Consider the following 21,698-nt stretch of genomic DNA (forward strand, 5'->3'; position numbering starts at 1 on the left):
GCGGGGTGAGGACAGAGAGGTGTGCCGGTGCGGCAGGTTGCGGTCTGCGGGCCGAGGGAGTGCACGGAACAGGAAGCGCGGTGGGCGCGCGCGGTCGGCGGGCTCTTGGCGCAAGCGGGCGTGACCGTGCTCTGCGGTGGCGGCGACGGCGTGATGGCCGCGGTCGCCGCCGGTACCGCCGAGGCGGGTGGGCTCGTGATCGGCGTGCGTCCGGACACCGACCGCGGTGCGGTGTGTCCCGGGTTGTCGGCGGTGCTGTTCACGAACATGGGTGAGGCGCGCAACGCGATCCTCGTCGAGTCGGCGGACGCGGTGATCGTCATCGGCGGCTCGTGGGGCACGCTGTCGGAAGTGGCGCTCGCGCGGCGGCGCGGTGGAATCCCGGTTGTCTCACTCGGCGGTTGGGAGATTCGCGACGCGAACGGACATCCCCTGACCGCGACCACGATCGCGGCCGACCCGGTAGACGCGGTGCGCCGGGCGCTCGACGAAGTCCCGCGGCCCGATCCGACCTGAGACCACCGGTCGGCCGGGCACGCTCGCCCGAACTTTCCGCTCACGCACTATCGCCTGTCCCGCCGAAGCATCGCCTAGCTCACCACAGCCACTCGACAGACCGCCGGACGATCGCGTGGTCGCCGACGGCCGAGACGCCGGCGCTGCTCACCCACCGCACCGACCAGTGCGCCCGAGTGCCCGGCAGCAGCTCCGGCACGCCCGTCGCGCACGAACCGCCGCTGCCCGACGGCGAGAAGTGGCCGGTGCCTTCGTCGCGGCGGCGCGCTAGGCCGACTGACGCAGGGGGTGCAGAGCCGCCAGCGCCCGCAGGGCGTCGGCGCGGGAGATGGGCTGGTCGTTCTCCAGGGCGGCCAGCTCCAGTTCGATCCAATCCCGGATCAGCGCCGACATGGTCACGTTGCGCTGCTCGGCGGCCTTCTTCACACGCTGGTGCAGATCGAACGGGATGCGCAGCGAGGTGGTGACGGTGACCGTGTCCTCGGCGCGCAGCGGCGGGGGCAGTTCGGCCGGGGCCACCGGCGCGTCGGTGTATTCGAGACCGGACAGGAAGTCCTGGACGTCTTCCGGATTCGTCGGATAGTCAGTCATCGGCGTGCTCCCAACGCTCGAGTTCGGCCACCTGGAGTTCGGTCATCTCGACCGCGCCCAGGATGTCCCACTGCCAGCCTTCGGTGCGGCGGACAGCGACGATGAGTGGCCGGCCGGTCTCGGTCCGGCCCCACACCGTCAGGACCGCGAGTTCGTTCCGGCCACGCGCCTGCCGAGGCCATCGGCGTGCGCCCATGAGCACCTGCAGCACTTCGCGAGGATCGATCCCCACCAGCGACAACAGTGCCCACTCCGGCCAGTTATAACCCACGAACAGCGATAATACAAGTGTATTGCACGGGAGCTCAGCGCGCTCTCGCCCGCGAGAAATTCCAGCTCTGCCAGCTGTCCTCGTCGAGGTCGGCGCTCAGGCCGGCGCGGACGTCCGTGCGCACGGGCTCGGGAAGCCGATCGATCGCGGGCAGGATGTCCGGCGACAGGGTGCGCAGATACTCGGTGTCCAGCGTTCTGCCCTGCTGCCAGCGATCGATGTTCTTCTCGGCGATCAATCGCTCCGGGTCGAGAACGGCGAGCACGAGCAGCGTGGCCATCGCGGTGCCCAGCACGGCGCGCGGCAACCACGCCCGGCGCAGCCGCACGACCGCGACGATGACCAGCACGTAGACCAAGCCGAGCCACAATTCGCAGGCTTCCACCAGTAGGCGCAGCACCGTGAAGCCGTAGGCCTGCTGGTAGGTCCACATCCGGCCCAGGGCCGAGGCGACGATGACCAGGGCCAGCAGGCTCACGGTCGTGAGCAGCCCGCGCAGCCACCACCGGTCGGCCGCGGTGTCCTGGGCGGCCCAGCGCAGCACGATCAGCAACACCGCCAGGGTCAGCACGGTGACGGCCGACAACTGCCAGAACCCGGTGCGGGCGTATTCGGCGTAGGTCAGACCCGAGGTCTCCTGGACGTAGTCGTCGCCGCCGAACAGGACGACGAACTGCGTCGCGACGAAAGCGGCGAACAGGATCGCGAGCGCGCTGACCGGCAGCACCCATTCCGTGCGGCGCAAGGTCCGCCCGCCCGCCACGCCGGCGGCGGGCGGCGGCGGGCAGGCGAGCACGAACATCGCGCCGAGCGCACCGAGCGCGACCACGACGAACAGGACGATCCACCGCACCACCGACGGGATCTCCAACTCCGGCGTCACGGTCTCGAGCAGCGCCGCGAACATCGCGTCGGCACTGCCGAGCAGCGGGACGAACACCGCGAGCAGCGCCGAGGTCACCGCCACCGACAGCCCGAGCCGCCATGCGCGGGAAGCGTTGCCCTCGCGCATCCGAGGGGTGCCCGCGTACGCCCACGGCACGGCGGCCACCGCCGCCAGCCCGACCGCCAGGGTGTCGTAGACGATCCCGTTCGCCGACCGGCGTCCGACCACGGCGAGTGAACCGGCGACACATGCCGCCACCACGCACAACGCGAACAGCCACCCCGCGGCGCGTACGGCACCCACCGCCAGCAGAGCGAGGGCGACCGTCGCCCACCACCAACGGCCGGCGTCTCGCAGGTAATTCGCCTTCACGTGTGCGGGCACCGGTTCGGCTTCCTCGGAGGCTTCGACCGTCGTGCCCGTCGTGCCTTTGCGGGCATTGCGGTCGACGAGAAAGACCGCCGACGCGGTGATCGCGGCGGTGAGGACCCAGCCGACACCGGGCCGGTCCCAGTGGATCAGGATCGCCGCGGCGAGCCCGGAGACGAGCGCGGCGAGCGCCACACCCGGTGGGCAGGCGACCCGGCGCCAGTTCGGTGGCCGCATGATCACGGCCACGCCCGAGGACGGTTTGCCGGGAGCGCCGTCCCGGACAGGTGAGCCCGGCGCGGCGCTCCTCCATGCCTGCTGGTCACGGCCCGGCGACGGCGCCTCCGATGGCTGAGCAGGTGGTGTGGCGGGCGTCGCGCCGGAATATGTTGCCGATCGCGAGAATGCGGCGCTCCAAGCAGAGATCGCGGCTGCCGGCGCGGAAGGCGCCGGTTCGGCGGTCGACTCGGATTCGGGTTCTGGAGGCATGATTCGTCCCTTCTGCAGGCGTGCGAAATGGCCCCGGGACCGTCCTTGCGGTCCGGGTCGGGTGGTGGGGCAGGTCAGCGTGTGGGCAGAACCACCCGGATGCGGGAGCCCGGGTCGGCGACGGCGATGGTGCCGCCGTGCAGGTCGACCACCCAGCGAGAAATGGCCAGGCCCAGGCCGGTGCCGCCACCCGAGGTGCGCCCGCCCCGGGTGAACCGGTCGAACACCCGAGCGCGTTCGGCGGGCGGGATGCCTGGGCCGTCGTCCGCCACGTCGATCACGACCTGGCCCGGCGACGCGCGCACGGCGAGGCGGACTTCGCCGCCCGCCGGCCCGTGCCGAGCGGCGTTGTCGAGCAGGTTGAGCAGCACCTGATGCAAACGCGCGCGGTCGGCGTACACGCGGGCCGTGCCGGGGAGCACATCGGTGCGAAAGCGCACGCCGCGCCCGAGCGCGGCGGTCATGACCTCCGCTTCGGCGACCACGTCGGCCAGCAGCGGCGCGATCGCCAGATCCTCGCGGTCCAGCCGCAAGGCGCCCGCTTCGATACTGGAGAGGTCGAGCAATTCCGCGACCAGCAGCGTCAGCCGCTCGGTCTGGGCCAGCGCGGTGCGCAGGGTCGCCGGGTCCGGTTGGGAGACGCCGTCGACCAGGTTCTCCAGTACCGCCTGCAAAGCGGTGATGGGCGTGCGCAATTCGTGCGAGACGTTCGCGATGAGGTCACGGCGCTGCTGGTCCGCCGCGGCCAGGTCGGCAGCCATCTGGTTGAACGCCTCGGCCAGCTGCCCCACCTCGTCGCGGGAGGTCGCCCGCACCCGCAGGGTGTAGTCGCCTTGGGCCATCCGCTTGGCCGCCGCGGTCATCTCGCGCAGCGGCCTGGTGATGCCGTGCGCCAGGATTTGCGAGGTCACCAAGGCGATCACGACCGCGGCGAGGGTGGTGCGCGGCGGCAGCCACCCGATCTTGAAGCGGAAGAACCCGAAAGCGACCCCGCCGGAACACAGCATGAGGATCGCGAGCTTCAGCTTGATCGACTTCACCGGGTCCAGCGGCCGCGGCAACAGCTCGGCCGCGCGGTCACCGATCCGGCGCACCCGGCTCCACCCGGCCCGAACGGCGGCGCCGGGCAGGTCGGAGCCGATTCGTTCCGGCTCCGGTGCGCGGTCCGGCTCGGCGCTCATCGGGCCTCCAGCGCGTATCCCACACCGCGCACGGTGCGGATCAGGTCGGCGCCGAGTTTGCGGCGCAACGCCTTGACATGACTGTCGACCGCGCGGGTGCCCGCCGCGTCGGACCAGTCCCAGACGTCCTCGAGCAGCCGCTCGCGCGCGAGCACCATGCGCGGGCGTCGAGCCAGCCGGGCGAGCAGATCGAATTCCAGTGGGGTGAGCCGCGCTTCGACCTCCGCGCGCCAGACCCGGCGCTGATCCACGTCGATGCGCAGGTCGCCCACCAGAATGGTCGCGCCCTCGCGGTCGGCCGCCCGCTCCATCCGGCGCAGCAGCGCGTGCACCCGGGCGGCGAGCACGCGCAGCGAGAACGGTTTGGTCAGATAGTCGTCCGCGCCGACGCCCAAGCCGACGAGCTGGTCGGTCTCGTCGGCCCGCGCGGTCAACATGAGCACCGGCACCGGTCGGCGCGCTTGGATTCGCCGGCACACTTCCAACCCGTCGAACCCCGGCAGCATGACGTCGAGGACCACCAGGTCCGGCTCGACGGCCTCGGCGGCGGCGACGGCCGCGGGACCGTCGTGGGCCAGGTCCACGGTGAACCCCTCCGCCCGCAGACGCGCCGCGACGGATTCGGCGATGGTCACCTCGTCGTCCACCACCAGGACCCGCCGTGCGGTTTGCGCCGGTGCGCTGTGTTCCATGCACCGAACCCTAGCCACCGGCTGTGGAGAGATCCGGCGTCCATTGTGGAGATTCGGTGTGCATCGGCGTCGTGCTCGCGCAGATGAGCACCCGCCTGGGCACCCACACCATTCCCACCGAGGCCGGTTTCCGCACGGGCTTGCTGATCGGCTGCGGCGTCTCCGTGCCGGCCGCGCTCGTCGCGCTCGCCATCCCGGTCCGCAAACCGGCCGCGCCGCTGCGGGACGCGCTCGAACTCGAACCCGCGGCCGAACGCGCCTGAGGCGCTCGCGCCCGGCCCGAGGTCAGGCGAACAGGCGCGCGACGAACGGGATGCTGTCGGCCAGGGAAGCGGCCATGGTGGCACTGTGATCCTTTCCCGGATACACGTGCACTTCAGGACGGACGCCGTGCGTCGCCATGTCCGCCACCAGCTTCGCGGTCAACGGGGCGGGCACGTCGGTGTCGTTCGTGCCCTGACCGATGAACAGCGCGCGGTCGTAGCCGGTGAGGGGAACGTCCATCACCGGGCGGGCGGTGGCAACGAAATCGCCGTCGGCGAGCGGGCGGGAGAACAACCGGTTGACCGGGACGCCCCGCGCGCGGTCGGCCAGCGGCTGGAAGCACAGCGACTCCGCGGCGGTGGCCAGTTGCTTGCCCTCGGGGCTGAGGTAGCTGTCCAGGTCGAAGCCGGGCCGCGCTGCTTTCAGCCCGTTCATCACGTAGGCGATGTAGGCGGTGAGATGCGCGCTGTCGATCGCCGGCGCGCCGGGCCCGAGCAACGAAGCGGCGTCGACGACGTTGGAGGCGGGACCGGTGGCCACCGCGCCGCGATAGTCCAGCTCGGGAGCGTAGCGCGTGGCCAGCGACGCGGTGAACACCGCGGCGCCGCCGCCTTGGGACTGGCCGATGGCGACCCACTTCGGCGACAGCGAACCGTCGACGGCCCGGGCCGCGCGCACCATGTCGATCGCCGCGTGCGCCTCCGCGCGCCCGTCGAGGTAGGCGTGCGGGCCCGGGGTGCCCAGACCGATGTAGTCGGTCGCCACGACGGCGTAACCCTGCCGCAGCCAGGTGGCCAGGTAATCGAGGTCCCGTTTGCTGCGGCCCACGGTCGACGGAGCGCAGTCGTCGGCGAGGCCGACCGTTCCGTGCTCCCAGGACAGCACCGGCCAGCCGCCACTCGGCGGTGTGCCCGCGGGAACGAACACGGCGCCGCTGGACAATGCGGGCTGGTCGTCGGAGGTGCGGGTCCAGTAGGTCAAGCGGCGGGCCGTGCCCGTGCCCTCGATCCAGAGCTGTTCGGGCAGCACCGCATCGGTCGCGACCGTGCCCGGCAGCGCGCCCGCCGACGCCGGGTCGGCCCCCGCCGAACCGGCCGACGGCCCCGCGAACAGCAGTGCCGCGACGGCCACGCTGATTCCCACATGTCGCACGGGCATGGGCGCCACCTCTCGTCCTCGACTTGCCGTCTCGCCGGGACACTGTAACCCGGCACTGCCCTAATGTGTCACTTTGAGACATCAATACCGGTACATCGCGGAGGAGATTGCGGCATGACGGGCGTGAGCGGTCCGCGCGAACGCGAGAAGGCGCGGGTGCGGCGGGAATTGATCGACGCCGCGTTGCGGCTGTTCGAGCGGCACGGTTTCGAGCAGACCACCGTGCAGCAGATCGCCGACGCCGTGCGGGTCTCCCGGCGCACCTTCCACCGGCATTTCCCGTCGAAACTCGCGGTCGTCTTCAGTCACGAGGAAGAGCTGATGGCGCAGCTGCTCGCCGCGCTCGACCAGCGCCCCGCCCGCGAATCGGTCTTGACCGCGCTGCGCGCGGCGCTGCGCGACTTCCTGTTCGACGAGCAGAACGCGCAGGCGCGCGACCGGCAAGCCGAGACGGCACGGCGGGCCAGGCAACTGCTGGTCGGCAACCCGGAATTGCGCCGCGAGAATTTCATCGGCGCCCTGGGACGCCAGCGCGCTCTGGCGCACAATTTCGCCGCTCGCGCCGGGCTCCGCGCCGACGACGTGCGGCCGCAGCTCACCGCCGCGGCGTGTTTCGCCGCCTTCGGCGTCGGTCTCGATCACTGGATGCTGGGCGAGGACCATTCCGTCACGGCATTGCACCGCGTTCTCGATCGCGCTGTCGAGTCGCTGCAGCAGGGCGTCGACCTCCAGGGCACGGGCTGAGCGCTCGGCCCGCGCCGCAACCTGTTCCACCCGGGTCGCCTACGATCGCGAGAGTGATCACGGTGGCCACTTGGAACGTCCTGCATCGCGTCCACGCCGAGAACTGGTACGAGGACGTCGCGACTCGGTGGCCGGACGAGGGCGCCCGGATCGCCGAGATCACCGCGCGGGTGGCCGAACGCACCGAACGGATCATCGCGTTACAGGAGGTCAGCGGTGATCAACTGGCCAGCCTGCGAATGGCGCTGCCGGACCGGACGTTCCACGCGATGCGGTATCAGCGGCTGCCCACGCCGCGGCGCATGCCCAGTTCCCTGCTCGACGGCGGCGAGTACCTCGTGGTGCTCACCGCCGACCCGAGCCGCGAACTCGCGGCCGAATCCTTCACCCACGATCACGGCAAAGGCGCCCTGGTCGTCGACGCGGGCGGGCTGACGGTGATCGCCACCCACGTGACCGGTGACCGGCGGCGCGCCGAGCAGCTGTCCCGCCTGGCCGAACTCGCCTCGGACGCACCGGCGAACGCCGCGGTGCTGCTGGGCGACTTCAACACCGACCGCGCCTCGGTCGCCGCCGGGCTCGGTGACGACTTCGCCGTCGCCGAGCACGCCGACGGTGCGCTGCCGACCCGCCCGCGGTCCTCGGGAGCCAAATCCCAGCACATCGATCATGTGGTCGTGCACGGCGCGAGCGTCACCCCGGCGTCGGTCGACGACGTCGGCGGAGTGTCCGACCACAACCTCGTCCACGCGGCCGTCACGGCGTGAGCGCGTCCGTGCGCCTCGACAAGCTGTCCGCGACATGAGTGTTTCCTCCGCACGCGCCGATTCGATCGCCCCCGTCACCGTGATCGGTCTGCCCGCCGGGGAGATCGTGCTGCGTGACGAAAGCAAGAAGACCAGCACGCGAGTCGACGTGAACGCCTTCGAGATCGCGCCGTTCCCGATCACCTGCGCGAGTTTCGCCGCCGTGCACGGCACAACGGCTCCGGACGAGGCGAGCGCTCGTCTGCCGGTGACCGACGTGTCCTGGACGGATGCCGTCCGATTCTGCAACCTGCTCTCCGACGCCGCCGGGTACACCCGCTGTTACACCCTCGGCGACGACCCCGACGCGCAGGACGTCACCTGCGATTTCGCCGCCGACGGTTACCGCCTGCCCACCGAAGCGGAGTGGGAATACGCCTGCCGCGCGGGCAGCTCGGCCGTCCGCTACGGCGAGCTGGACGAGATCGCTTGGCACCGGGGCAATTCCGGTGCGGCCGTGCACGAGGTCGCGACCCGAACGCCGAACGCCTGGGGCCTGTACGACACGATCGGCAACGTCTGGGAATGGTGCTGGGATGTCTACGACCCCGCGATCTACGGCCCCTATCGCGTGTTCCGCGGTGGTGGCGCGTTCGACGTGCCGCGCAGTTGCCGCGCCGCGTGCCGCCGCAAGAGTCACCCGACCTTTCGTATCGACGATCTCGGCTTCCGGGTCGCCCGCACTCCTGCGACACGATGACGAACCGTTCGCGCATCAGCGTCGACGAGCTGCGCGAGAAGCAGTCTCGCTCCGTGCCCGTAGGGCGGCTCGAGCCCGGGCAGACCCCTCGGCGGCTCCGTCCGATGCCCACCGTGGCTACGACAGGCGGTAGTATGAGTCGGTGCGAGATCCGACGGTGATGGCGGCGCGGCTGCGCGGCGCGTTCGTCGGATGCGCGGCCGGGGCGGTGAGCATCGCCGCGCACGCGCTCGGCGGTGGCGGCATGTCCGCGGGCGCCTCGCCGATCGCCACACTGATCGCCGTCTGCGCGGCGGTGGGCGTGTTCGTCGGCGCGCGACCGCACCGGCACGGAGTCGGCGAGATCATGGCGACGCTGGCGATCGCACAGGCCGTCGCCCACCTCGCGGCCACGCTGTCGACCGCCCACCACCACGACGCGGGTGCGACATCGGTCATGCTCGGCACGCACCTCGCGGCGGTTCCACTCGGCGCGCTGCTCATTCACGCCGCCGAACGGGCCGTGCTGCGCGCGGCTTCCGAGCTGCGGCAGACGGTGCGCGTCCTGGCCGACGGCCCCGTCGCACCGGCCGGGACCGGCTCAGTCGCGTCAGGGCGGGCGCTCCCCCAGCCACGACGCCCGCTGCTCAGTTCGGGCTCGGGCCTGCGCGGCCCACCACTTCCGCGCTGACTCCTCCACATCGCAGGCGGACATCGCCCGGTCACCGACGTCGAGCGTCCGATGCGCCGGGCACGCCGGAGCCCGGATCGCCACCGATAAAACGCGGGTCGGCGCGGCCTTCGGCGGCGTCGGTCGACACCTCGGTCCGCTCGCCGCGCCGACGACCGATTCGCCACGAGACCCGCTGCGCGGGCTCGGTGTCGACGATCCGGATCCCGCCGACAGCTCGGCGACCTCCGCGCGCCGGGCCGCTTCGCCGGTCGGGCGGTGTCTCGCGCTGCGCCACATCACATCTCACCTTCTTCGGAGTTCTCATGCATATCCGCACTCGGCAACACGCCACTCGCCTCATGCCCGGCGCGATCGCCACCGTCGCGGCGGCGCTTCTGCTGACCGCCTGCTCGTCGGCCGACGCGACCGAAGCCGCCGCCCCGGCCGCCACGGTGTCCATTTCCGATCAGTGGGTCAAAGCCGCCGACAGCGGGATGTCGGCCGCGTTCGGTGACCTGACCAACACCGGCGACGCGCCACGCACCATCGTCTCGGCGACCAGTCCCGCCTCCGAGCGAATCGAATTGCACGAGGTGGTCACCGACGCGAACGGGACGAAGGCGATGCGGCCCAAACGCGGCGGCTTCGTCGTCCCCGCGCACGGAAGCACGCGGCTGCGGCCCGGCGGCGACCACATCATGTTCATGGGGCTGCTCGGACCGCTGCGCACCGGCTCGGAGACGTCGGTCACCCTGACCTTCGACGACGGCTCGACCACCACATTCACCGCCCAGGTGCGCGACTTCTCCGGCAACCAGGAGAATTACGTGCCCGATCACGCGGGCGGTGAGCCCCATACCGGCGCGCACGGTGGCTGAGCGGAACGAACCGCGACCCGCACGGATGAACCGGCGGCGTCTGCTGGGCGGCGGCGCCGTCGCGGCAGGCGCGGCCGGGCTGGGGCTCGGCGCGGCCGCCCGCACCGGGCGGCGGGCATCCGATCCGGCGTCCGGGGACGCGACAGTGCCGTTCTACGGGCCGCACCAATCCGGCATCGACACCGTCCCGCAGGCGCACGCGGCGTTCGTGGCCTTCGATCTGAAGCCGGGCGCTCGCCGCGACGACCTCGTCGGACTGCTGAAGATCTGGACCGGCGACGCCGCCCGCCTCACTCAGGGCCGGCCCGCGCTGGCGGACACCGAACCCGAACTCGCGCTGCGCCCGGCGCGGCTGACGGTCACCGTGGGTTTCGGACCCGCGGTGTTCTCGGCGGCCGGGCTCGAGCAGCGCAGGCCGTCCTGGCTGCGGCCGTTGCCGCCGTTCGCCATCGACCGGCTCGAACCAGCCTGGACCGGCGGTGACCTGCTCTTGCAGGTCTGTGCCGAGGAGGTGACCACGGTGTCGCACGCGGTGCGCGTGCTGTGCCGCAGCGTGTCCTCGTTGGTCACGGTGCGCTGGGTGCAGCGCGGATTCCGGAACTGCGCGCCGGGCGCGACACCGCGCAATCTGATGGGCCAGGTCGACGGCACGGTGAACCTGGCTCCCGGCACGCCGGAGTTCGCCCGTCTGGTCTGGGACGACGGGGCGGCCCAGCCGTGGCTGGACGGCGGAACGTCGTGTGTGCTGCGGCGAATCGCGATGACACTGGACACCTGGGAGGAAATCGACACGGAGGATCGGGAACTCACCATCGGACGCACTGTCGCCAACGGTGCGCCGCTGACCGGCGCCGACGAATTCGACGAGCCCGACTTCGCGGCGGTGGACGCGCACGGGATACCGATCATCCCACCGTCGTCGCACATCGCGCGCGCTCATCACACCCATGACGGCGAACGCTTCCTGCGACGTGGCTACAACTACGACGACGCGCCCGCACCGGGCCGGATCTCCAACTCGGGCCTGCTGTTCGCCGCCTATCAGCGCGACGTGGACGCCCAGTTCGTACCGGTGCAACGCCGACTCGCGGAGTTCGACGCGCTCAATGTCTGGACGACGCCGATCGGTTCGGCGGTTTTCGTGATCCCGCCCGGGGTTCGGGCCCCGGGCGGTTACCTCGGGCAATCGCTGTTCGAGGCGTGACGCGTGTTCGGCGCCGGCGAGCACGCACCCGCCGGCGCCGACACGTCAGGTCCACAGCACGGCTACGAAAACGTTGACGATCGCCAGCAGGCCCGCGGCGTGGGTCAGCCACGGCAGCGACTCGCCGCGCTTTCCCCGCCCGCGCCCGATCTCGGCGAACGCGGCCACTGCCACCGAAACGACCAGCTTCACCCCGATCTTGGCCATGTCCGGGTCCTTGCCGAGGGAGTCGATCGATTCGGCCATGCCGACCAGGATCACCCCGGTGACCAGCTGCAACCGCGCACCCCAGACCATGACCTCCGAGACCCGTGGCTGCCCGGCGGCATAGCCGCCCACCACGGCGGCCATGCCGAGCAGATGCGCGACGACTACGACGTTGTAGACGAATTCCGACACGTTCACGTGGCAAACTCCCCATGGTTCGGGCGACAGCTCACTGTACTGACTCGATGATCATCGGACCTGCCCCGGTCGCGAACTTCGAAGGGAGACGCCGACTCGGCCGAGACCATGTTCGCTGCGCGACATCGTTCGCCGAACTTGACCTTGTCACTGTGTGAAGGCTTTCACTGGCTGTCGGAGGTGGTCCCCATCAACTCGACACACAGGAATCCACAGAACATGCGACTGCTCGGCGCGCTGGCGGCTGCCGACTCGTCGACGCGGCTGCAGGCGGCTCTGGCAGTCGGCACGCATCCCGAGCCCGGCTTCATCGACGCGCTGGTAGAACGGTGCGCGATCGAGCCCGACTTCTTCGTGCGCGACATGCTCACGTGGGCGCTGACCCGTCTCCCCCCGGAGCTCACGGTACCCAGGCTGCGCGCGGAACTGCTTTCCGAACGCGCACAGGCGCGCAGCCAAGCGCTGCACACCCTGTCCAAGATCGGAGACCGGGACGCGTGGCCCGCGATCACGGGGGCTCTGCTGCGCGACACCGACGACGAGGTCGCGCGGAGTGCGTGGCGCGCTGCTGTCGTTCTCGTGCCCGACGCGGAGGCGGACGGGCTGGCCGCGGAGCTGGCTACCCAATTCGGCCGCGGTGACCGGGAACTGCGCCTGAGTCTGAGCCGTGCCCTCGTCGCGCTCGGCGAGGTGATCGAGCCGGTTCTCCGCACGGCGACGGCAAGTCACGACCCGGCGGTGCGCGCGCACGCGAGAGCCACGCAGCGGCTGCTGCGCGACCCGGATGCCGGATTCGACCTCGCCGTCGAGGAGGCGAGAAAGGTCGTCGCGCTCGGGCCCGACCGAGAGGAGACGACTGCGTGCTGATCGGCGAGGTGGCGCGCCGCTCGGGTGTGAGCGCGCGGATGCTCAGGCACTACGACTCCCTCGGGCTGGTGCGGCCGACCGGCCGCACCGTGGGCGGCTACCGGGAATACTCTCCCGAAGACATCCGGCGGATCTTCCATGTGGAAGGGCTGCGGTCCCTCGGCCTGTCACTGAGCCAGATCCAGCGCGCGCTCGACGGTCCCGGATTCACCCCGTCCGCACTGGTCGGCGACCTCGTCCGGAAGACTGAAGAACGACTGAACCGGGAGCGCGAACTGCTCGATCGGCTCCGTAGGGTCGATGCGGCCGAGCCCTCCGACTGGCAAGGGGTCCTGCGCATCGTCGAACTCCTGCACGGACTCGGTTCGCACAGCGCCGCCCGGCGGCAGCAGGCTGTCCTGGCTCCGGCCGAGGACGTGTCGGTGCCCGCCGAGCTGCTGGCCGAGGCGGTGCTCACCGAATCCGATCCGAACGTCGCGGGGGCCCTGCGGTGGGCCCTCGCACGGGCCGGCGGTGACGGTGTGACGAGCGTGGCGTCCGGCATGGCCTCTGAGGATGTCGACGTCCGGCGGCGGGCGGTCCTGGCGCTCGCCGAGCTGCCGGGCGACGAGGCGACCGCGGTGCTCACCGGCGCGCTCGGGGACGCGGACGCGACGGTCCGTAGACACGCCGCTCTGGCATTGGGCGCGCGGGGCGTGACACGGGCTGTACCGGAACTCGTCGGCACGGTGGTCGAGGGTCCGAACGATGTAGAGGCGGCCGAGCTCTTGGGAGCGTTGGCGCGGGACGCGTACTGGGCGGACCGGATCATGCGAGCGCTGGTGGACGAACTCACCGCGCACGCAGCGCACCCGGCGGTGCGGATACGACTGACCCAGGCACTCGCCGAGATGCCGGGCACCATCGCGCTGGATACCCTGCGGCAACTGGCCCACGACGACGACCGGGCCGTAGCGCTCATCGCCTCGGCGCTCGCCGAAACGCTCGAGCAACGGCCGGACAACGAACTCGGGCAGCCCTAGAGGCGTGGCGTAGGCGACGCTCCCGCACAGGAGAGCGGGCGCGGTGCCGGATCCAGCGGACGATGGAACCTGATCGGTCCTCGAGCCCGGCCGCCGGATCATCATGCGGTCGCACGGGTGGCGCGGCCGCCCTTCGACAGCTGCACCGGGAGTTTCACATAGCGGCTCAGTTCGGCGGCCACCGGCGGGGTGCTGCTGACCTGCTCCTTGTAGATGACCGCGGCCATGCCCTGGAGGTACCACCGTTTCGGCGTGTCATCGGCATTGGTGAACTGGATGACCGCGTCCTTGCGGCCCAGGCTCACCGGCTGATGGAAGTAGCCGAAGCGGAACGGCCGCACCGTCTTCCCACGCAGCAGTCGCGCTATCACGGCGGCGGTGTAGTCGGCGGTGACCACGCCGCTCTGGCAGGTGCCGTGGATCTGCCCCCAGGCTTGCCGCACCAGGGCGGCGTCTCCGATGGCGTGGATCTCCGGGTGCGACACCGAGCGCAGCGTGGGATCGGTGATGACGAGTCCCTTCGCGTCGGTGGCGATTCCGGCCTGGGCGGCCAGCGGCGACACTCGCACGCCGGTGGTCCACAGGATCAGATCCGAGGCGACGAGTTCGCCGGTGTCCAGACGCACGGCGTCGGGCAGCACCTTGGTGACCTTCACCCCGACCGTGCGCACCACACCCAGCCGGTCCAAGGCACGGTTCAGGTAGGCGCGGGCCTTCTCGCCCATCATGGAACCGGGTTCGGCCGAGCTGATCAGGGCGACGGTCAACCCGGGGTGCGCCTCGGCGATTTCGGCGGCCGCCTCGATTCCGGTGAGCCCGCCACCACAGACGGTGACCGTGCCACCCCTGGCGGCGATCTCGGGCAGCCGCTGCGAGAAGTGGTGGGCCAGACGGGGATCGTCGAGGGTCCGAGCGTGCTCGGCCGCACCCGGGACGGTGCTCGTGTCGGTGGCACTGCCGAGAGCGTAGACCAGCGTGTCATAGGACAGCGCCGCACCGTCGTCGAGGGTGACGAGGCGGTCGGCGGTATCGATGGCGGTGGCGGCGGCCTGGTGGAACCGCACACCGGTGCCTTCGAGCAGGTCCGGAATCCGGAAGTCGGTCAGTTCCCGGCCCGCGGCGAGCTGGTGCATGCGCAGGCGCTCGACGAAGCGGGGCGAGGGGTTCACCAGCGTGATGCGGGTGTTCAGCTTGCGGGTGTAGCGGGCCAGCCGAGCCGTGGCGATCAGTCCGCTGTAGCCGGCGCCGAGGACAACGATCTCGTGGGTGGTGTCGGTGTTCATCACTCGCTCCCTGGGGGCTCGTTCGTCGGGGTCGGCTATGGGACAAAGCAGCCCCGCGGAACGTGACAACCCACTGTTGTGACCTGTGCCACAACAGTGGGTTGTCGAGCGCCCGGCTCGTGAAGAAGTCGCTCAGCGACGGTGTCCACTGCCCCGCTGATCGTCGTGCGGGTGGACGACCATCACCGGGCACGCCGCGTGCTGAACCAGAGTGTTCGACGTCGACCCGAGCAGCATGCCCGCGAACCCGCCGCGCCCGCGGCTGCCCACGACCAGTAACTGCGCGACTTTCGACCAGCTCAGCAGATGCGGAGCCGGTGCGGACACCTCGACCTTCCTGGCGACGCGGACCTGCGGGAACTTCTCCTGCCAGCCCGCGAGACGCTCGGCGAGAATCGCCCGTTCGACGCTGTCGAGGTCGACCTCGGGCAGCGTGGTGCGGCCGGCGAACCGGCCGGAGTCCCAGTCGCTCCAGGCATGCACGGCGACGAGTTCGGCCCCGCGCTCGGCCGCTTCGGTGAACGCCGCGGCGATGGCCGATTCACCGATCGGGCTGCCGTCCACGCCGAGGACCACCGGCCCCGAGTCGCGCATCGTGCCGCCGGCGTCGGTGCGGACCACCACCACCGTGCCGTGCGCGTGGGCGGTCACGGCCAGCAGCGTGGAGCCCAGATGGGTGAGTGTTCCGGCGCTGCCGGTGGCGCCGATCACCACCGCGTACGCCTCGGCACTGTGCTCGATCAACAGTTGCCTACCGGTGTCGGTGGTCATGCGAGTCGAGATCCGCGCTCCGGGCGCGATCGAGCGGGCCAGGCGTTCGGCCCGGGCGATCACGTTCTCCCCTTGTTCGCGCACGGCGTCGATGACCGCGGGAACGACGACCTCGTAGTCACCCAGCACCGAACTGGTGCCGACCAGATCCATGCCGTGCAGGATCTCGAGCTCGCGGCCGCGTTCGGCGGCGAACTGGGCCGCCCACCGCACGGCGGTCCACGACCCCTCCGACCCGTCCACACCGACTACGATTTTCGCCGTGGCGAGACGATGCGGATCGTCGAATCGCTGTGCTGTCATGGAGACCTCCCGAGCCTGTCGCGTCGTGTGGCGCCCGGCCGGGTCACCGCTTCCAACGGTATGAGCCGCACCGCCGGCGCGAATGCGGCTGATCGTCCATAGGATGCGGGTCGAAAGACCATTCGAAAGGCGGCACCGTTGTGACTGTGCATGCTGTCCGTCCAGTCGTCGTCCGGCGTCGACAGTTCGACGTCCTCGCTCGCCGCCGTCCGTTGGGCCGCCGCGACAGCCGCGCGACGTCGCGCGCCGCTGCATCTGGTCCACGCGATCGGCGTCTCGGCCGGCGCGGTGCCGGTGCCGGGCTCGCTGCTGTTCGACACGAGCGGATTGCGGAAGGCGGGTGACGCCGCGCTCGGCGTGGGACAGAGCATCGCGCAGGAGGTGGCCGGGTCCGCGGGCGAGATCCCGGTGCGAACCTTCCTCGAATCGTCGTCGCCGGTCTCTTGCTCGGCCCGTCTATCCGCCAACGCCCGACCGCCGGTGGTCGGCGCCCGTGGACTGGGCGCCTTCGAGCGGGTGCTGCTCGGATCGGTCGGGATCGGCTTGATCAGGCACGCCAGCTGTCCGGTGGCCGTCGTGCCCGGTTTCGACGAGCCGGTTGCGGCCGTGCCGCAGTACCCGGTTCTGGTCGGTGTGGACGGGTCGCTGTGCAGCGAGCGAGCTGTCGAGATCGCTTTCGACGAAGCCTCCGTCCGGCGATTGGGGCTCGCGCTGCTCGTGGAGAAGTTGGCGATCTTTTCCGACAAGTATCCCGAGGTTCGCGTGCACCGCCTCGTCGCCGGGGGCCACCCTGCCCAGCGGCTGCTGGAGGAGTCCCACCGGGCCCAGTTGATCGTGCTGGCTAGCCGGGGCCGGGGCGAGGTCGCGGGCGCGGCACTCGGTTCGGTCAGTCACGCAGTGCTTCAGAAGAGTCGTACTCCGGTCGTCCTCGCAACCCGTGGTCAGTGATTTCTTTAGGGCGAGGCGTGGCATGCGTCTCTCGGGCACTGAGCCGATCGCAGACCCAGTGCAGAGCCCGAGCCAGGGCCGGTGCGGGCGGTCACGAGCGGCGCCGACCGAACCGTTGAGCTTGGACAAGGTCGCCAAGGCGGCCGGAGTGTCGCGGTCGACCATCGATGTCGACTTCGGCTCTCGCGCTGGGCTTTTCGACGCGTTCGTCGAGGATCTGTCCACCCGCACCGGCTTACCGGAGCTCACCGCGGCCGTCGGCTCGGACGATGCGCGCGCACCTGCGGGCGATCGCCGCCGCGAGTCGAATGAAGGCCCGCGACCTCGAGATCTATCGCGTGCTGCACGCCATGGACCGTCTCGATCCGGCATCGGCCGCCGAAGCGGTGCGGGCGATGGCGGAGGATCGCCGGGGTGGCGTCGCCCACCTGGCGCATCGGCTCGCCGCGGCCGACGAACTGCGCGAGGACGTCTCGGTGGAGTGGGCAACCGACGTGTTGTGGACGCTGACCAGTTTCGAGAGCCTCGATCTGCTCATCACCGGTCGTGGCCTCGGCGTGGAGGAAGCGATCGAGCGGCTGACCACGACCGCCGAGCGAACGCTGTGCCGCTCCGGCAACTCCTCCGCAGGCGGGCGCCGAGCACCGTCACGGTGACCCCGGCCGGGCGGTTCGACGAGCGTGGGTGTGACCTCGGACGGCAGCGGGACCGCCACGCGGCGCTGGCAGCGGCGATCGCGGTCGGCTACACGGGATCTGGTCGTTCGTGGACGGTCAGCAGCAGATGGTCGAACTGGGTACGTTGCGCAACCGGGCCGCCGCCGGAAGCGACCACCGCGGCGACGAGTTTCGCGGCCAGATCGCGCAGCTTGGTGTTGGTCTCCTGGGAGCGCCACTGCAACACCCCGAACGCCTGTTCGGCGTTGACGCCGTACACGAACATGAGGATGCCTTTGGCCTGCTCGATGACCTCGCGCGCGGCCACGACTTCCGGCAGCGTCTCCTTCAGCACCGCCTGCCGGTTCTCGTTCAGCCGGCCGGTCAGGTCGACGTAGTAGCCGGTGGTTCCCACGGTCGCACCGGTCGAGTCGTGCAATCGATCGCCTACGACCAGCACGTGATGCACCCGGCCTGCCAAATCGATGATGCGGTGACGACTACAGAAGGGCTCGCCGGTCCGCACCGCCGTGGCCAGCGTTTCGGCCACCGTGGCACGGTCGTCCGGGTGCTTGTGTGCCAGCAGCAGTTCGGTGGTCGGCTCCACCGTTCCCGGCGCGTACCCATGTAACCGTGCGACCTGATCCGACCACTCCCACCGCTGGTCGGCGAACCAGAATCGGAAGCTACCGATGGTCTCCAGCCCCGGACGGCCGCGGTCGTCGTACTTCGCGGAGCTTCCGTTGCCGAGTTCCGCTGTCTTCGTCGCCACACCGCCATCAGCTCCCACATCGGCGAGCGGGTTCGATGCGCCAGTTTTCTGCGGGACGCGGGCTTCCCCCTCGGCCCCGTTGAAGTCGCTGCCGGCCGGGAGCATAGTCATGGCGGTTCCTCTTCGAACGTGATCATGTGCGGATTCCGGCGGAAGGGCCGGGTGGGCCCGGACGGCTGTACCGACCGAGCCCAACCGTCGGAGAAGGCTTCGGCGGACTGTTCACGAGCTCCGCGCGGGGCGGGCACGGCGCCTGCCTGCTGGGCCACTACCGGTGGCTGTGCACGGCGACCGCGGCAACCGGATCGGCCGAGCGGTCTGCTCGATGCTCGCGATGCAGGCTCGAGGGCCGGCACGTTCCGCCCTCCGCGCGGGAGTCTTCTGTTGGGTATACGGGCATCACCTCCCTCGCACCGACGGGATTACAGCAACAAGCGGGCGGTGGGCTGCGCTGGGTAGCCGACGCCGGTCGTGGGCGCCGTCCCCGTAACCGGGGAGGTTGCCAGCGAGGCGCGCCACTTCGATCGCGCGCCTCGCCGGGACGCTGCCGCCATCGCGCCCGAGCGCCGCGCAGGATGTCGTCGACCTCGGCGAACAGCTCCTCGAGGTCGGGATCCAGTGCGAGCAGCCGGGCATCCAACCACGACAACTCCGGCGAGCCGACATCGGATGCGGCGGTCATCACGGACCTCCTGCCGGCAGCGCGCCCGGACAGCTCAGGCGTTGATCGCCTGGCGTTCGCTGTCGTGCCGGGCGACCTCGATCTTGCGGGGCTTGGCCTGCTCCGCCACCGGGACGATCAATCGCAGCACCCCGTCGCGGTAGTCGGCGCGGATCCGGTCGGTATCGAGGTTCTCCCCCAAGAACAGCTGGCGGCTGAACACGCCGCGGGTGCGTTCCGCAGCGATCATCGACCGCCCCTGGTCCAGCGCCGGTCGCGAGGCTCGCACGGTGACCACATTGCGTTCGACGTCCAGGTCCAGCGAGTCCGGCTCGATGCCGGGTAGGTCCAATTCCACGAAGAACTCGTCCCCGTCCCGCCAGGCGTCCATCGGCATCACCGCCGGGCGGGCCGCCGTACCGAACACCTGCTGCGTCAGACGATCCAGACCACCGAACGGATCGGTACGCATCAGCATGGTCGTCACCTCCAGTTCACTCCTTCACTTGCCCTGAGCAACCAAGGTAATCTGTGCCATCAGACACAGATATTATTTAGCACTCTACCCAGGAGAGTGCAAGTACCCCGGTCAGATCCAGCGCTTGAAGTGCGCGGCCGTGGGATCGCCGCGGCCGCCGTCCGCACTGTGACGGTGCGGCGGTGGACGCGATCCGGCGTCCGCCGAAGCGGTCAGCACCCTCGCCGGACAGGACAGCGGCGGATCGGGAGGATGCGCGCGATCCCAGGCGTGATCGACGGCCACTTTCCAGGGGCGGAAACGCTCGTCTCGGGCCCTACACGGCAAGCGTCGAAGAATCGAGCTTCTCTCGCCGCAGACGCACCTCGGCGCCGGCGAGCCCGGCGAGCATCACGGCTTCGCCGATATTGCCGAGTGGGGGAACGGCCACGGCCGCCGCGGACGCGAGCAGCAGCACCCCCGTGCCGAGCAACGGAGACAGCCGCCCTTCCCTGCGCCACAACACGATTCCCGCTGCTAGCAGCACCGCCGTCACGATGAGCGCGGGCACGGGCGGAGCCGGAGCTTCGGCCCCATAGCGAAGGGTGTCGGCGAACCGGCGAGCTACGAGTCGCAGGTGCGGGAGTTCCGCGAGCACGCCATACGCGACCAGTGCCGCGGTGAGCATCAGCGCCGACCGGCGCCACCATCGGCTGGCTCCCGTTCGATCGGCCGCCCAGAGCACCAGCAGCGGGGTGAGCAGTGCGTGACCGACGAATCGGCCGACACTCAGGGCGTGCAGCAACGGCCCCTCCCCCAGCATCGCTCCGAGCCCGACGACCGCCGCGTCATAAGCCAGACCGATGCCCACCAGACCGAGCAACCAGATCCGGGCGATGCGCGCCGTACGAGACCACAGCAGGAAGACACAGGTCAGCTGAAAACAGGCGGTCAGCAGCAGGACGGCGGAAACCATAACGACCTGGAGAGTACCCGGGGCGTGTCCGCAAGCCTCCCGCCCCTGCCGATCCTCGCACCGGCCGCAGGCCCCTCGAAGGGCTACCCGGTGGCTGTAATACGGCTATGAATTAAATTCTGGCCATGGCAATAGTGGCAGTTCTGGCCCCTGAGCACGCGCTGGGCTTCGAGGTGCTGTTACCGGGCTTGGTGTTCGGCGCCGCGAATACGATGTGCGGCAAGCAGCACTACGACATCCGGGTCGTGACGATCGACGGCACCGCCGCGATCGCCCCCGTCCACGGTGCGGTGCGACTACAGACGGACTGGGGCCTCGACGCCGTGGCCGACGCCGACACCGTCGTCGTGCCCGGGCAGGCCGGCTTCTTCCGCGAACCCGACGACCGCGTGCGCGACGCGCTACTGGGCGCGGCCGAGCGCGGCGCACGGCTGGCTTCCGTCTGCGTCGGCGCTTTCACCCTCGCCGCCACCGGACTACTCGACGGACACCGCGCGACGACCCACTGGGAATACGCGACCGAGCTGGCCCGCCGGTACCCCCTCGTCGAGGTCGACGCTTCGGTGCTGTTCATCGACAACGGTGCGGTGCTCACCTCGGCCGGGGCGACCGCGGGGCTCGATCTGTGCCTGCACATGGTCCGCCGGGATCTCGGCGCGAAGGTGGCCGCCGACACCGCCCGCCGGATCGTGATGCCGCCGCAGCGGGACGGCGGACAAGCGCAATTCATCTCCTACACCGACCCGCAGAGCCCGGACACGTCGCTGCAACCGGTCCTGGACTGGATGCAGGGCAACCTGCACCGTCCGCTCACCCTCCAGGAGATCGCCGCGCACGGCGCCATCAGCGTGCGCAGCTTGAACCGCCGCTTCCGCGCGGAGATCGGGACCACGCCGGTGCAGTGGTTGCTCCGCGCCCGGGTCCATCGCGCCCAGCAGCTGCTCGAGACCACCGACCTGTCCATCGACCGCATCGCCGAGGAGGCCGGCTTCGGCGCCGCGACGACCCTGCGCTACCACTTCGCCCGCCTGACACGAACGTCTCCGCAGGCCTACCGCAACAGCTTTCATCATTCCGGCGGTGCCGTGCGGTCCGTCGATCGCCATCGCCAGGCCATGTGAGGACCGGAGCCCGGCGGCCGCGGCGGCGCCCTGAATCGCGATCTGCGGCAGGTGG

At 70.5% G+C, this 21,698-nt stretch carries 25 protein-coding genes and 1 pseudogene; 13 read left to right on the plus strand and 13 right to left on the minus strand.

Annotation, left to right across the window (positions count from 1 at the left end; all coding sequences use genetic code 11):
• The first annotated feature begins 27 nt into the window (after nt 1–27).
• Nucleotides 28–516: an SLOG cluster 4 domain-containing protein gene (locus ON27_RS37685; protein ID WP_083888123.1), complete on the plus strand. Its 489-nt coding sequence runs from the start codon at nt 28–30 to the stop codon at nt 514–516.
• A gap of 267 nt (nt 517–783) precedes the next feature.
• On the opposite strand, the gene ON27_RS37690 is transcribed toward ON27_RS37685, so the two are convergent.
• From ON27_RS37690 to ON27_RS37710, 5 genes are all read right to left on the minus strand, one after another.
• Nucleotides 784–1,107 (minus strand): ribbon-helix-helix domain-containing protein, encoded by a 324-nt coding sequence (locus tag ON27_RS37690; protein WP_051047502.1) that lies wholly within the window; start codon nt 1,105–1,107, stop codon nt 784–786.
• Entirely contained in the window at nt 1,100–1,378 is a 279-nt protein-coding gene (locus ON27_RS37695) for a hypothetical protein (RefSeq protein WP_043738665.1), read from the minus strand. The genes ON27_RS37690 and ON27_RS37695 overlap by 8 nt, the downstream gene beginning before the upstream one ends.
• A gap of 34 nt (nt 1,379–1,412) precedes the next feature.
• Entirely contained in the window at nt 1,413–2,882 is a 1,470-nt protein-coding gene (locus ON27_RS37700; protein ID WP_245560553.1) for a DUF4153 domain-containing protein, read from the minus strand.
• A gap of 314 nt (nt 2,883–3,196) precedes the next feature.
• Nucleotides 3,197–4,129, minus strand: a complete 933-nt coding sequence (locus ON27_RS37705; RefSeq protein WP_245560558.1) for a HAMP domain-containing sensor histidine kinase — start codon at nt 4,127–4,129, stop codon at nt 3,197–3,199.
• A gap of 170 nt (nt 4,130–4,299) precedes the next feature.
• Nucleotides 4,300–4,995, minus strand: a complete 696-nt coding sequence (locus ON27_RS37710) for a response regulator (protein WP_043738666.1) — start codon at nt 4,993–4,995, stop codon at nt 4,300–4,302.
• A 62-nt stretch (nt 4,996–5,057) separates the two neighbouring features.
• Between ON27_RS37710 and ON27_RS37715 the strand changes: the two are divergent.
• Nucleotides 5,058–5,258 (plus strand): annotated as a pseudogene (locus tag ON27_RS37715) (MFS transporter); the annotation flags it as partial.
• Nucleotides 5,259–5,280: 22 nt separating this feature from the next.
• Here ON27_RS37715 and ON27_RS37720 read toward each other — a convergent pair.
• Nucleotides 5,281–6,417, minus strand: coding sequence for a lipase family protein (locus ON27_RS37720; RefSeq protein WP_043738669.1), 1,137 nt, complete (start codon nt 6,415–6,417; stop codon nt 5,281–5,283).
• A gap of 114 nt (nt 6,418–6,531) precedes the next feature.
• Between ON27_RS37720 and ON27_RS37725 the strand changes: the two genes are divergently transcribed.
• The 4 genes from ON27_RS37725 to ON27_RS37740 all read left to right on the plus strand — a co-directional run bounded on the left by ON27_RS37725 (nt 6,532) and on the right by ON27_RS37740 (nt 9,337).
• Nucleotides 6,532–7,161, plus strand: a complete 630-nt coding sequence (locus ON27_RS37725; RefSeq protein ID WP_051047503.1) for a TetR/AcrR family transcriptional regulator — start codon at nt 6,532–6,534, stop codon at nt 7,159–7,161.
• Nucleotides 7,162–7,214: 53 nt separating this feature from the next.
• Nucleotides 7,215–7,928, plus strand: a complete 714-nt coding sequence (locus tag ON27_RS37730) for an endonuclease/exonuclease/phosphatase family protein (protein ID WP_043738671.1) — start codon at nt 7,215–7,217, stop codon at nt 7,926–7,928.
• A 34-nt stretch (nt 7,929–7,962) separates the two neighbouring features.
• A complete protein-coding gene (locus tag ON27_RS37735; protein WP_051047504.1) occupies nt 7,963–8,667 on the plus strand; it encodes a formylglycine-generating enzyme family protein in 705 nt (234 codons plus the stop codon).
• A 142-nt stretch (nt 8,668–8,809) separates the two neighbouring features.
• Nucleotides 8,810–9,337, plus strand: coding sequence for a hypothetical protein (locus tag ON27_RS37740; RefSeq protein ID WP_051047505.1), 528 nt, complete (start codon nt 8,810–8,812; stop codon nt 9,335–9,337).
• Nucleotides 9,338–9,368: 31 nt separating this feature from the next.
• Here ON27_RS37740 and ON27_RS37745 read toward each other — a convergent pair whose 3' ends face one another.
• Nucleotides 9,369–9,644, minus strand: coding sequence for a hypothetical protein (locus ON27_RS37745; protein WP_157227913.1), 276 nt, complete (start codon nt 9,642–9,644; stop codon nt 9,369–9,371).
• Between ON27_RS37745 and ON27_RS37750 the strand changes: the two genes are divergently transcribed.
• On the plus strand, nt 9,643–10,197 hold the full coding sequence (locus tag ON27_RS37750; protein ID WP_083888118.1) for a copper chaperone PCu(A)C: 555 nt from the start codon (nt 9,643–9,645) through the stop codon (nt 10,195–10,197). The genes ON27_RS37745 and ON27_RS37750 overlap by 2 nt on opposite strands.
• Nucleotides 10,198–10,222: 25 nt before the next feature.
• Nucleotides 10,223–11,401, plus strand: a complete 1,179-nt coding sequence (locus ON27_RS37755) for a Dyp-type peroxidase (protein ID WP_043738675.1) — start codon at nt 10,223–10,225, stop codon at nt 11,399–11,401.
• Between the two features lie 45 nt (nt 11,402–11,446).
• Here ON27_RS37755 and ON27_RS37760 read toward each other — a convergent pair whose 3' ends face one another.
• On the minus strand, nt 11,447–11,752 hold the full coding sequence (locus ON27_RS37760; RefSeq protein WP_051047513.1) for a hypothetical protein: 306 nt from the start codon (nt 11,750–11,752) through the stop codon (nt 11,447–11,449).
• Nucleotides 11,753–12,025: 273 nt separating this feature from the next.
• On the opposite strand from ON27_RS37760, the gene ON27_RS37765 reads away from it, so the two are divergent.
• The gene (locus ON27_RS37765) at nt 12,026–12,673 is read left to right on the plus strand and encodes a HEAT repeat domain-containing protein (protein ID WP_245560554.1); all 648 of its coding nucleotides are present in this window, start codon (nt 12,026–12,028) and stop codon (nt 12,671–12,673) included.
• Entirely contained in the window at nt 12,667–13,695 is a 1,029-nt protein-coding gene (locus ON27_RS37770; RefSeq protein ID WP_043738676.1) for a MerR family transcriptional regulator, read from the plus strand. Before ON27_RS37765 ends, ON27_RS37770 begins: the two co-directional genes overlap by 7 nt.
• Before the next feature lie 101 nt (nt 13,696–13,796).
• On the opposite strand, the gene ON27_RS37775 is transcribed toward ON27_RS37770, so the two are convergent.
• Together ON27_RS37775 and ON27_RS37780 are read right to left on the minus strand one after the other, a co-directional pair.
• Nucleotides 13,797–14,978, minus strand: a complete 1,182-nt coding sequence (locus ON27_RS37775; protein WP_043738677.1) for an NAD(P)/FAD-dependent oxidoreductase — start codon at nt 14,976–14,978, stop codon at nt 13,797–13,799.
• A 132-nt stretch (nt 14,979–15,110) separates the two neighbouring features.
• Nucleotides 15,111–16,052, minus strand: a complete 942-nt coding sequence (locus tag ON27_RS37780) for a universal stress protein (protein WP_043738679.1) — start codon at nt 16,050–16,052, stop codon at nt 15,111–15,113.
• Between the two features lie 150 nt (nt 16,053–16,202).
• Between ON27_RS37780 and ON27_RS37785 the strand changes: the two genes are divergently transcribed.
• Together ON27_RS37785 and ON27_RS37790 are read left to right on the plus strand one after the other, a co-directional pair.
• Complete coding sequence (locus ON27_RS37785; RefSeq protein WP_043738681.1) at nt 16,203–17,000, plus strand: universal stress protein; 798 nt, start codon at nt 16,203–16,205, stop codon at nt 16,998–17,000.
• Nucleotides 17,001–17,269: 269 nt separating this feature from the next.
• Complete coding sequence (locus ON27_RS37790; protein ID WP_043738683.1) at nt 17,270–17,656, plus strand: hypothetical protein; 387 nt, start codon at nt 17,270–17,272, stop codon at nt 17,654–17,656.
• An 88-nt stretch (nt 17,657–17,744) separates the two neighbouring features.
• Here ON27_RS37790 and ON27_RS37795 read toward each other — a convergent pair whose 3' ends face one another.
• From ON27_RS37795 to ON27_RS37805, 3 genes are all read right to left on the minus strand, one after another.
• On the minus strand, nt 17,745–18,539 hold the full coding sequence (locus tag ON27_RS37795; protein WP_245560555.1) for a PAS and ANTAR domain-containing protein: 795 nt from the start codon (nt 18,537–18,539) through the stop codon (nt 17,745–17,747).
• 605 nt (nt 18,540–19,144) lie between these two features.
• Complete coding sequence (locus ON27_RS37800) at nt 19,145–19,567, minus strand: Hsp20/alpha crystallin family protein (protein ID WP_043738685.1); 423 nt, start codon at nt 19,565–19,567, stop codon at nt 19,145–19,147.
• 316 nt (nt 19,568–19,883) lie between these two features.
• Nucleotides 19,884–20,522, minus strand: a complete 639-nt coding sequence (locus ON27_RS37805) for a hypothetical protein (RefSeq protein WP_051047506.1) — start codon at nt 20,520–20,522, stop codon at nt 19,884–19,886.
• 125 nt (nt 20,523–20,647) lie between these two features.
• Here ON27_RS37805 and ON27_RS37810 point away from each other — a divergent pair, with 125 nt between their 5' ends.
• Nucleotides 20,648–21,643: a GlxA family transcriptional regulator gene (locus ON27_RS37810; RefSeq protein WP_051047507.1), complete on the plus strand. Its 996-nt coding sequence runs from the start codon at nt 20,648–20,650 to the stop codon at nt 21,641–21,643.
• Nucleotides 21,644–21,698 lie beyond the last annotated feature (55 nt).

Source organism: Nocardia asiatica NBRC 100129 (assembly GCF_000308415.1).
In the GTDB taxonomy this organism is placed as follows: domain Bacteria; phylum Actinomycetota; class Actinomycetes; order Mycobacteriales; family Mycobacteriaceae; genus Nocardia; species Nocardia asiatica.

Excerpts from the sequence above, each read along its gene's own strand:
- ON27_RS37690 (WP_051047502.1), bottom strand. The coding sequence starts at position 1,107 with ATGACTGACTATCCGACGAATCCGGAAGACGTCCAGGACTTCCTGTCC.
- ON27_RS37705 (WP_245560558.1), bottom strand. The coding sequence starts at position 4,129 with ATGCTGTGTTCCGGCGGGGTCGCTTTCGGGTTCTTCCGCTTCAAGATC.
- ON27_RS37710 (WP_043738666.1), bottom strand. The coding sequence starts at position 4,995 with ATGGAACACAGCGCACCGGCGCAAACCGCACGGCGGGTCCTGGTGGTG.
- ON27_RS37720 (WP_043738669.1), bottom strand. The coding sequence starts at position 6,417 with ATGCCCGTGCGACATGTGGGAATCAGCGTGGCCGTCGCGGCACTGCTG.
- ON27_RS37725 (WP_051047503.1), top strand. The coding sequence starts at position 6,532 with ATGACGGGCGTGAGCGGTCCGCGCGAACGCGAGAAGGCGCGGGTGCGG.
- ON27_RS37735 (WP_051047504.1), top strand. The coding sequence starts at position 7,963 with ATGAGTGTTTCCTCCGCACGCGCCGATTCGATCGCCCCCGTCACCGTG.
- ON27_RS37750 (WP_083888118.1), top strand. The coding sequence starts at position 9,643 with ATGCATATCCGCACTCGGCAACACGCCACTCGCCTCATGCCCGGCGCG.
- ON27_RS37745 (WP_157227913.1), bottom strand. The coding sequence starts at position 9,644 with ATGAGAACTCCGAAGAAGGTGAGATGTGATGTGGCGCAGCGCGAGACA.
- ON27_RS37755 (WP_043738675.1), top strand. The coding sequence starts at position 10,223 with ATGAACCGGCGGCGTCTGCTGGGCGGCGGCGCCGTCGCGGCAGGCGCG.
- ON27_RS37760 (WP_051047513.1), bottom strand. The coding sequence starts at position 11,752 with ATGGCCGCCGTGGTGGGCGGCTATGCCGCCGGGCAGCCACGGGTCTCG.
- ON27_RS37765 (WP_245560554.1), top strand. The coding sequence starts at position 12,026 with ATGCGACTGCTCGGCGCGCTGGCGGCTGCCGACTCGTCGACGCGGCTG.
- ON27_RS37775 (WP_043738677.1), bottom strand. The coding sequence starts at position 14,978 with ATGAACACCGACACCACCCACGAGATCGTTGTCCTCGGCGCCGGCTAC.
- ON27_RS37780 (WP_043738679.1), bottom strand. The coding sequence starts at position 16,052 with ATGACAGCACAGCGATTCGACGATCCGCATCGTCTCGCCACGGCGAAA.
- ON27_RS37785 (WP_043738681.1), top strand. The coding sequence starts at position 16,203 with ATGCTGTCCGTCCAGTCGTCGTCCGGCGTCGACAGTTCGACGTCCTCG.
- ON27_RS37790 (WP_043738683.1), top strand. The coding sequence starts at position 17,270 with ATGCGCGCGCACCTGCGGGCGATCGCCGCCGCGAGTCGAATGAAGGCC.
- ON27_RS37795 (WP_245560555.1), bottom strand. The coding sequence starts at position 18,539 with ATGACTATGCTCCCGGCCGGCAGCGACTTCAACGGGGCCGAGGGGGAA.
- ON27_RS37800 (WP_043738685.1), bottom strand. The coding sequence starts at position 19,567 with ATGCTGATGCGTACCGATCCGTTCGGTGGTCTGGATCGTCTGACGCAG.
- ON27_RS37805 (WP_051047506.1), bottom strand. The coding sequence starts at position 20,522 with ATGGTTTCCGCCGTCCTGCTGCTGACCGCCTGTTTTCAGCTGACCTGT.
- ON27_RS37810 (WP_051047507.1), top strand. The coding sequence starts at position 20,648 with ATGGCAATAGTGGCAGTTCTGGCCCCTGAGCACGCGCTGGGCTTCGAG.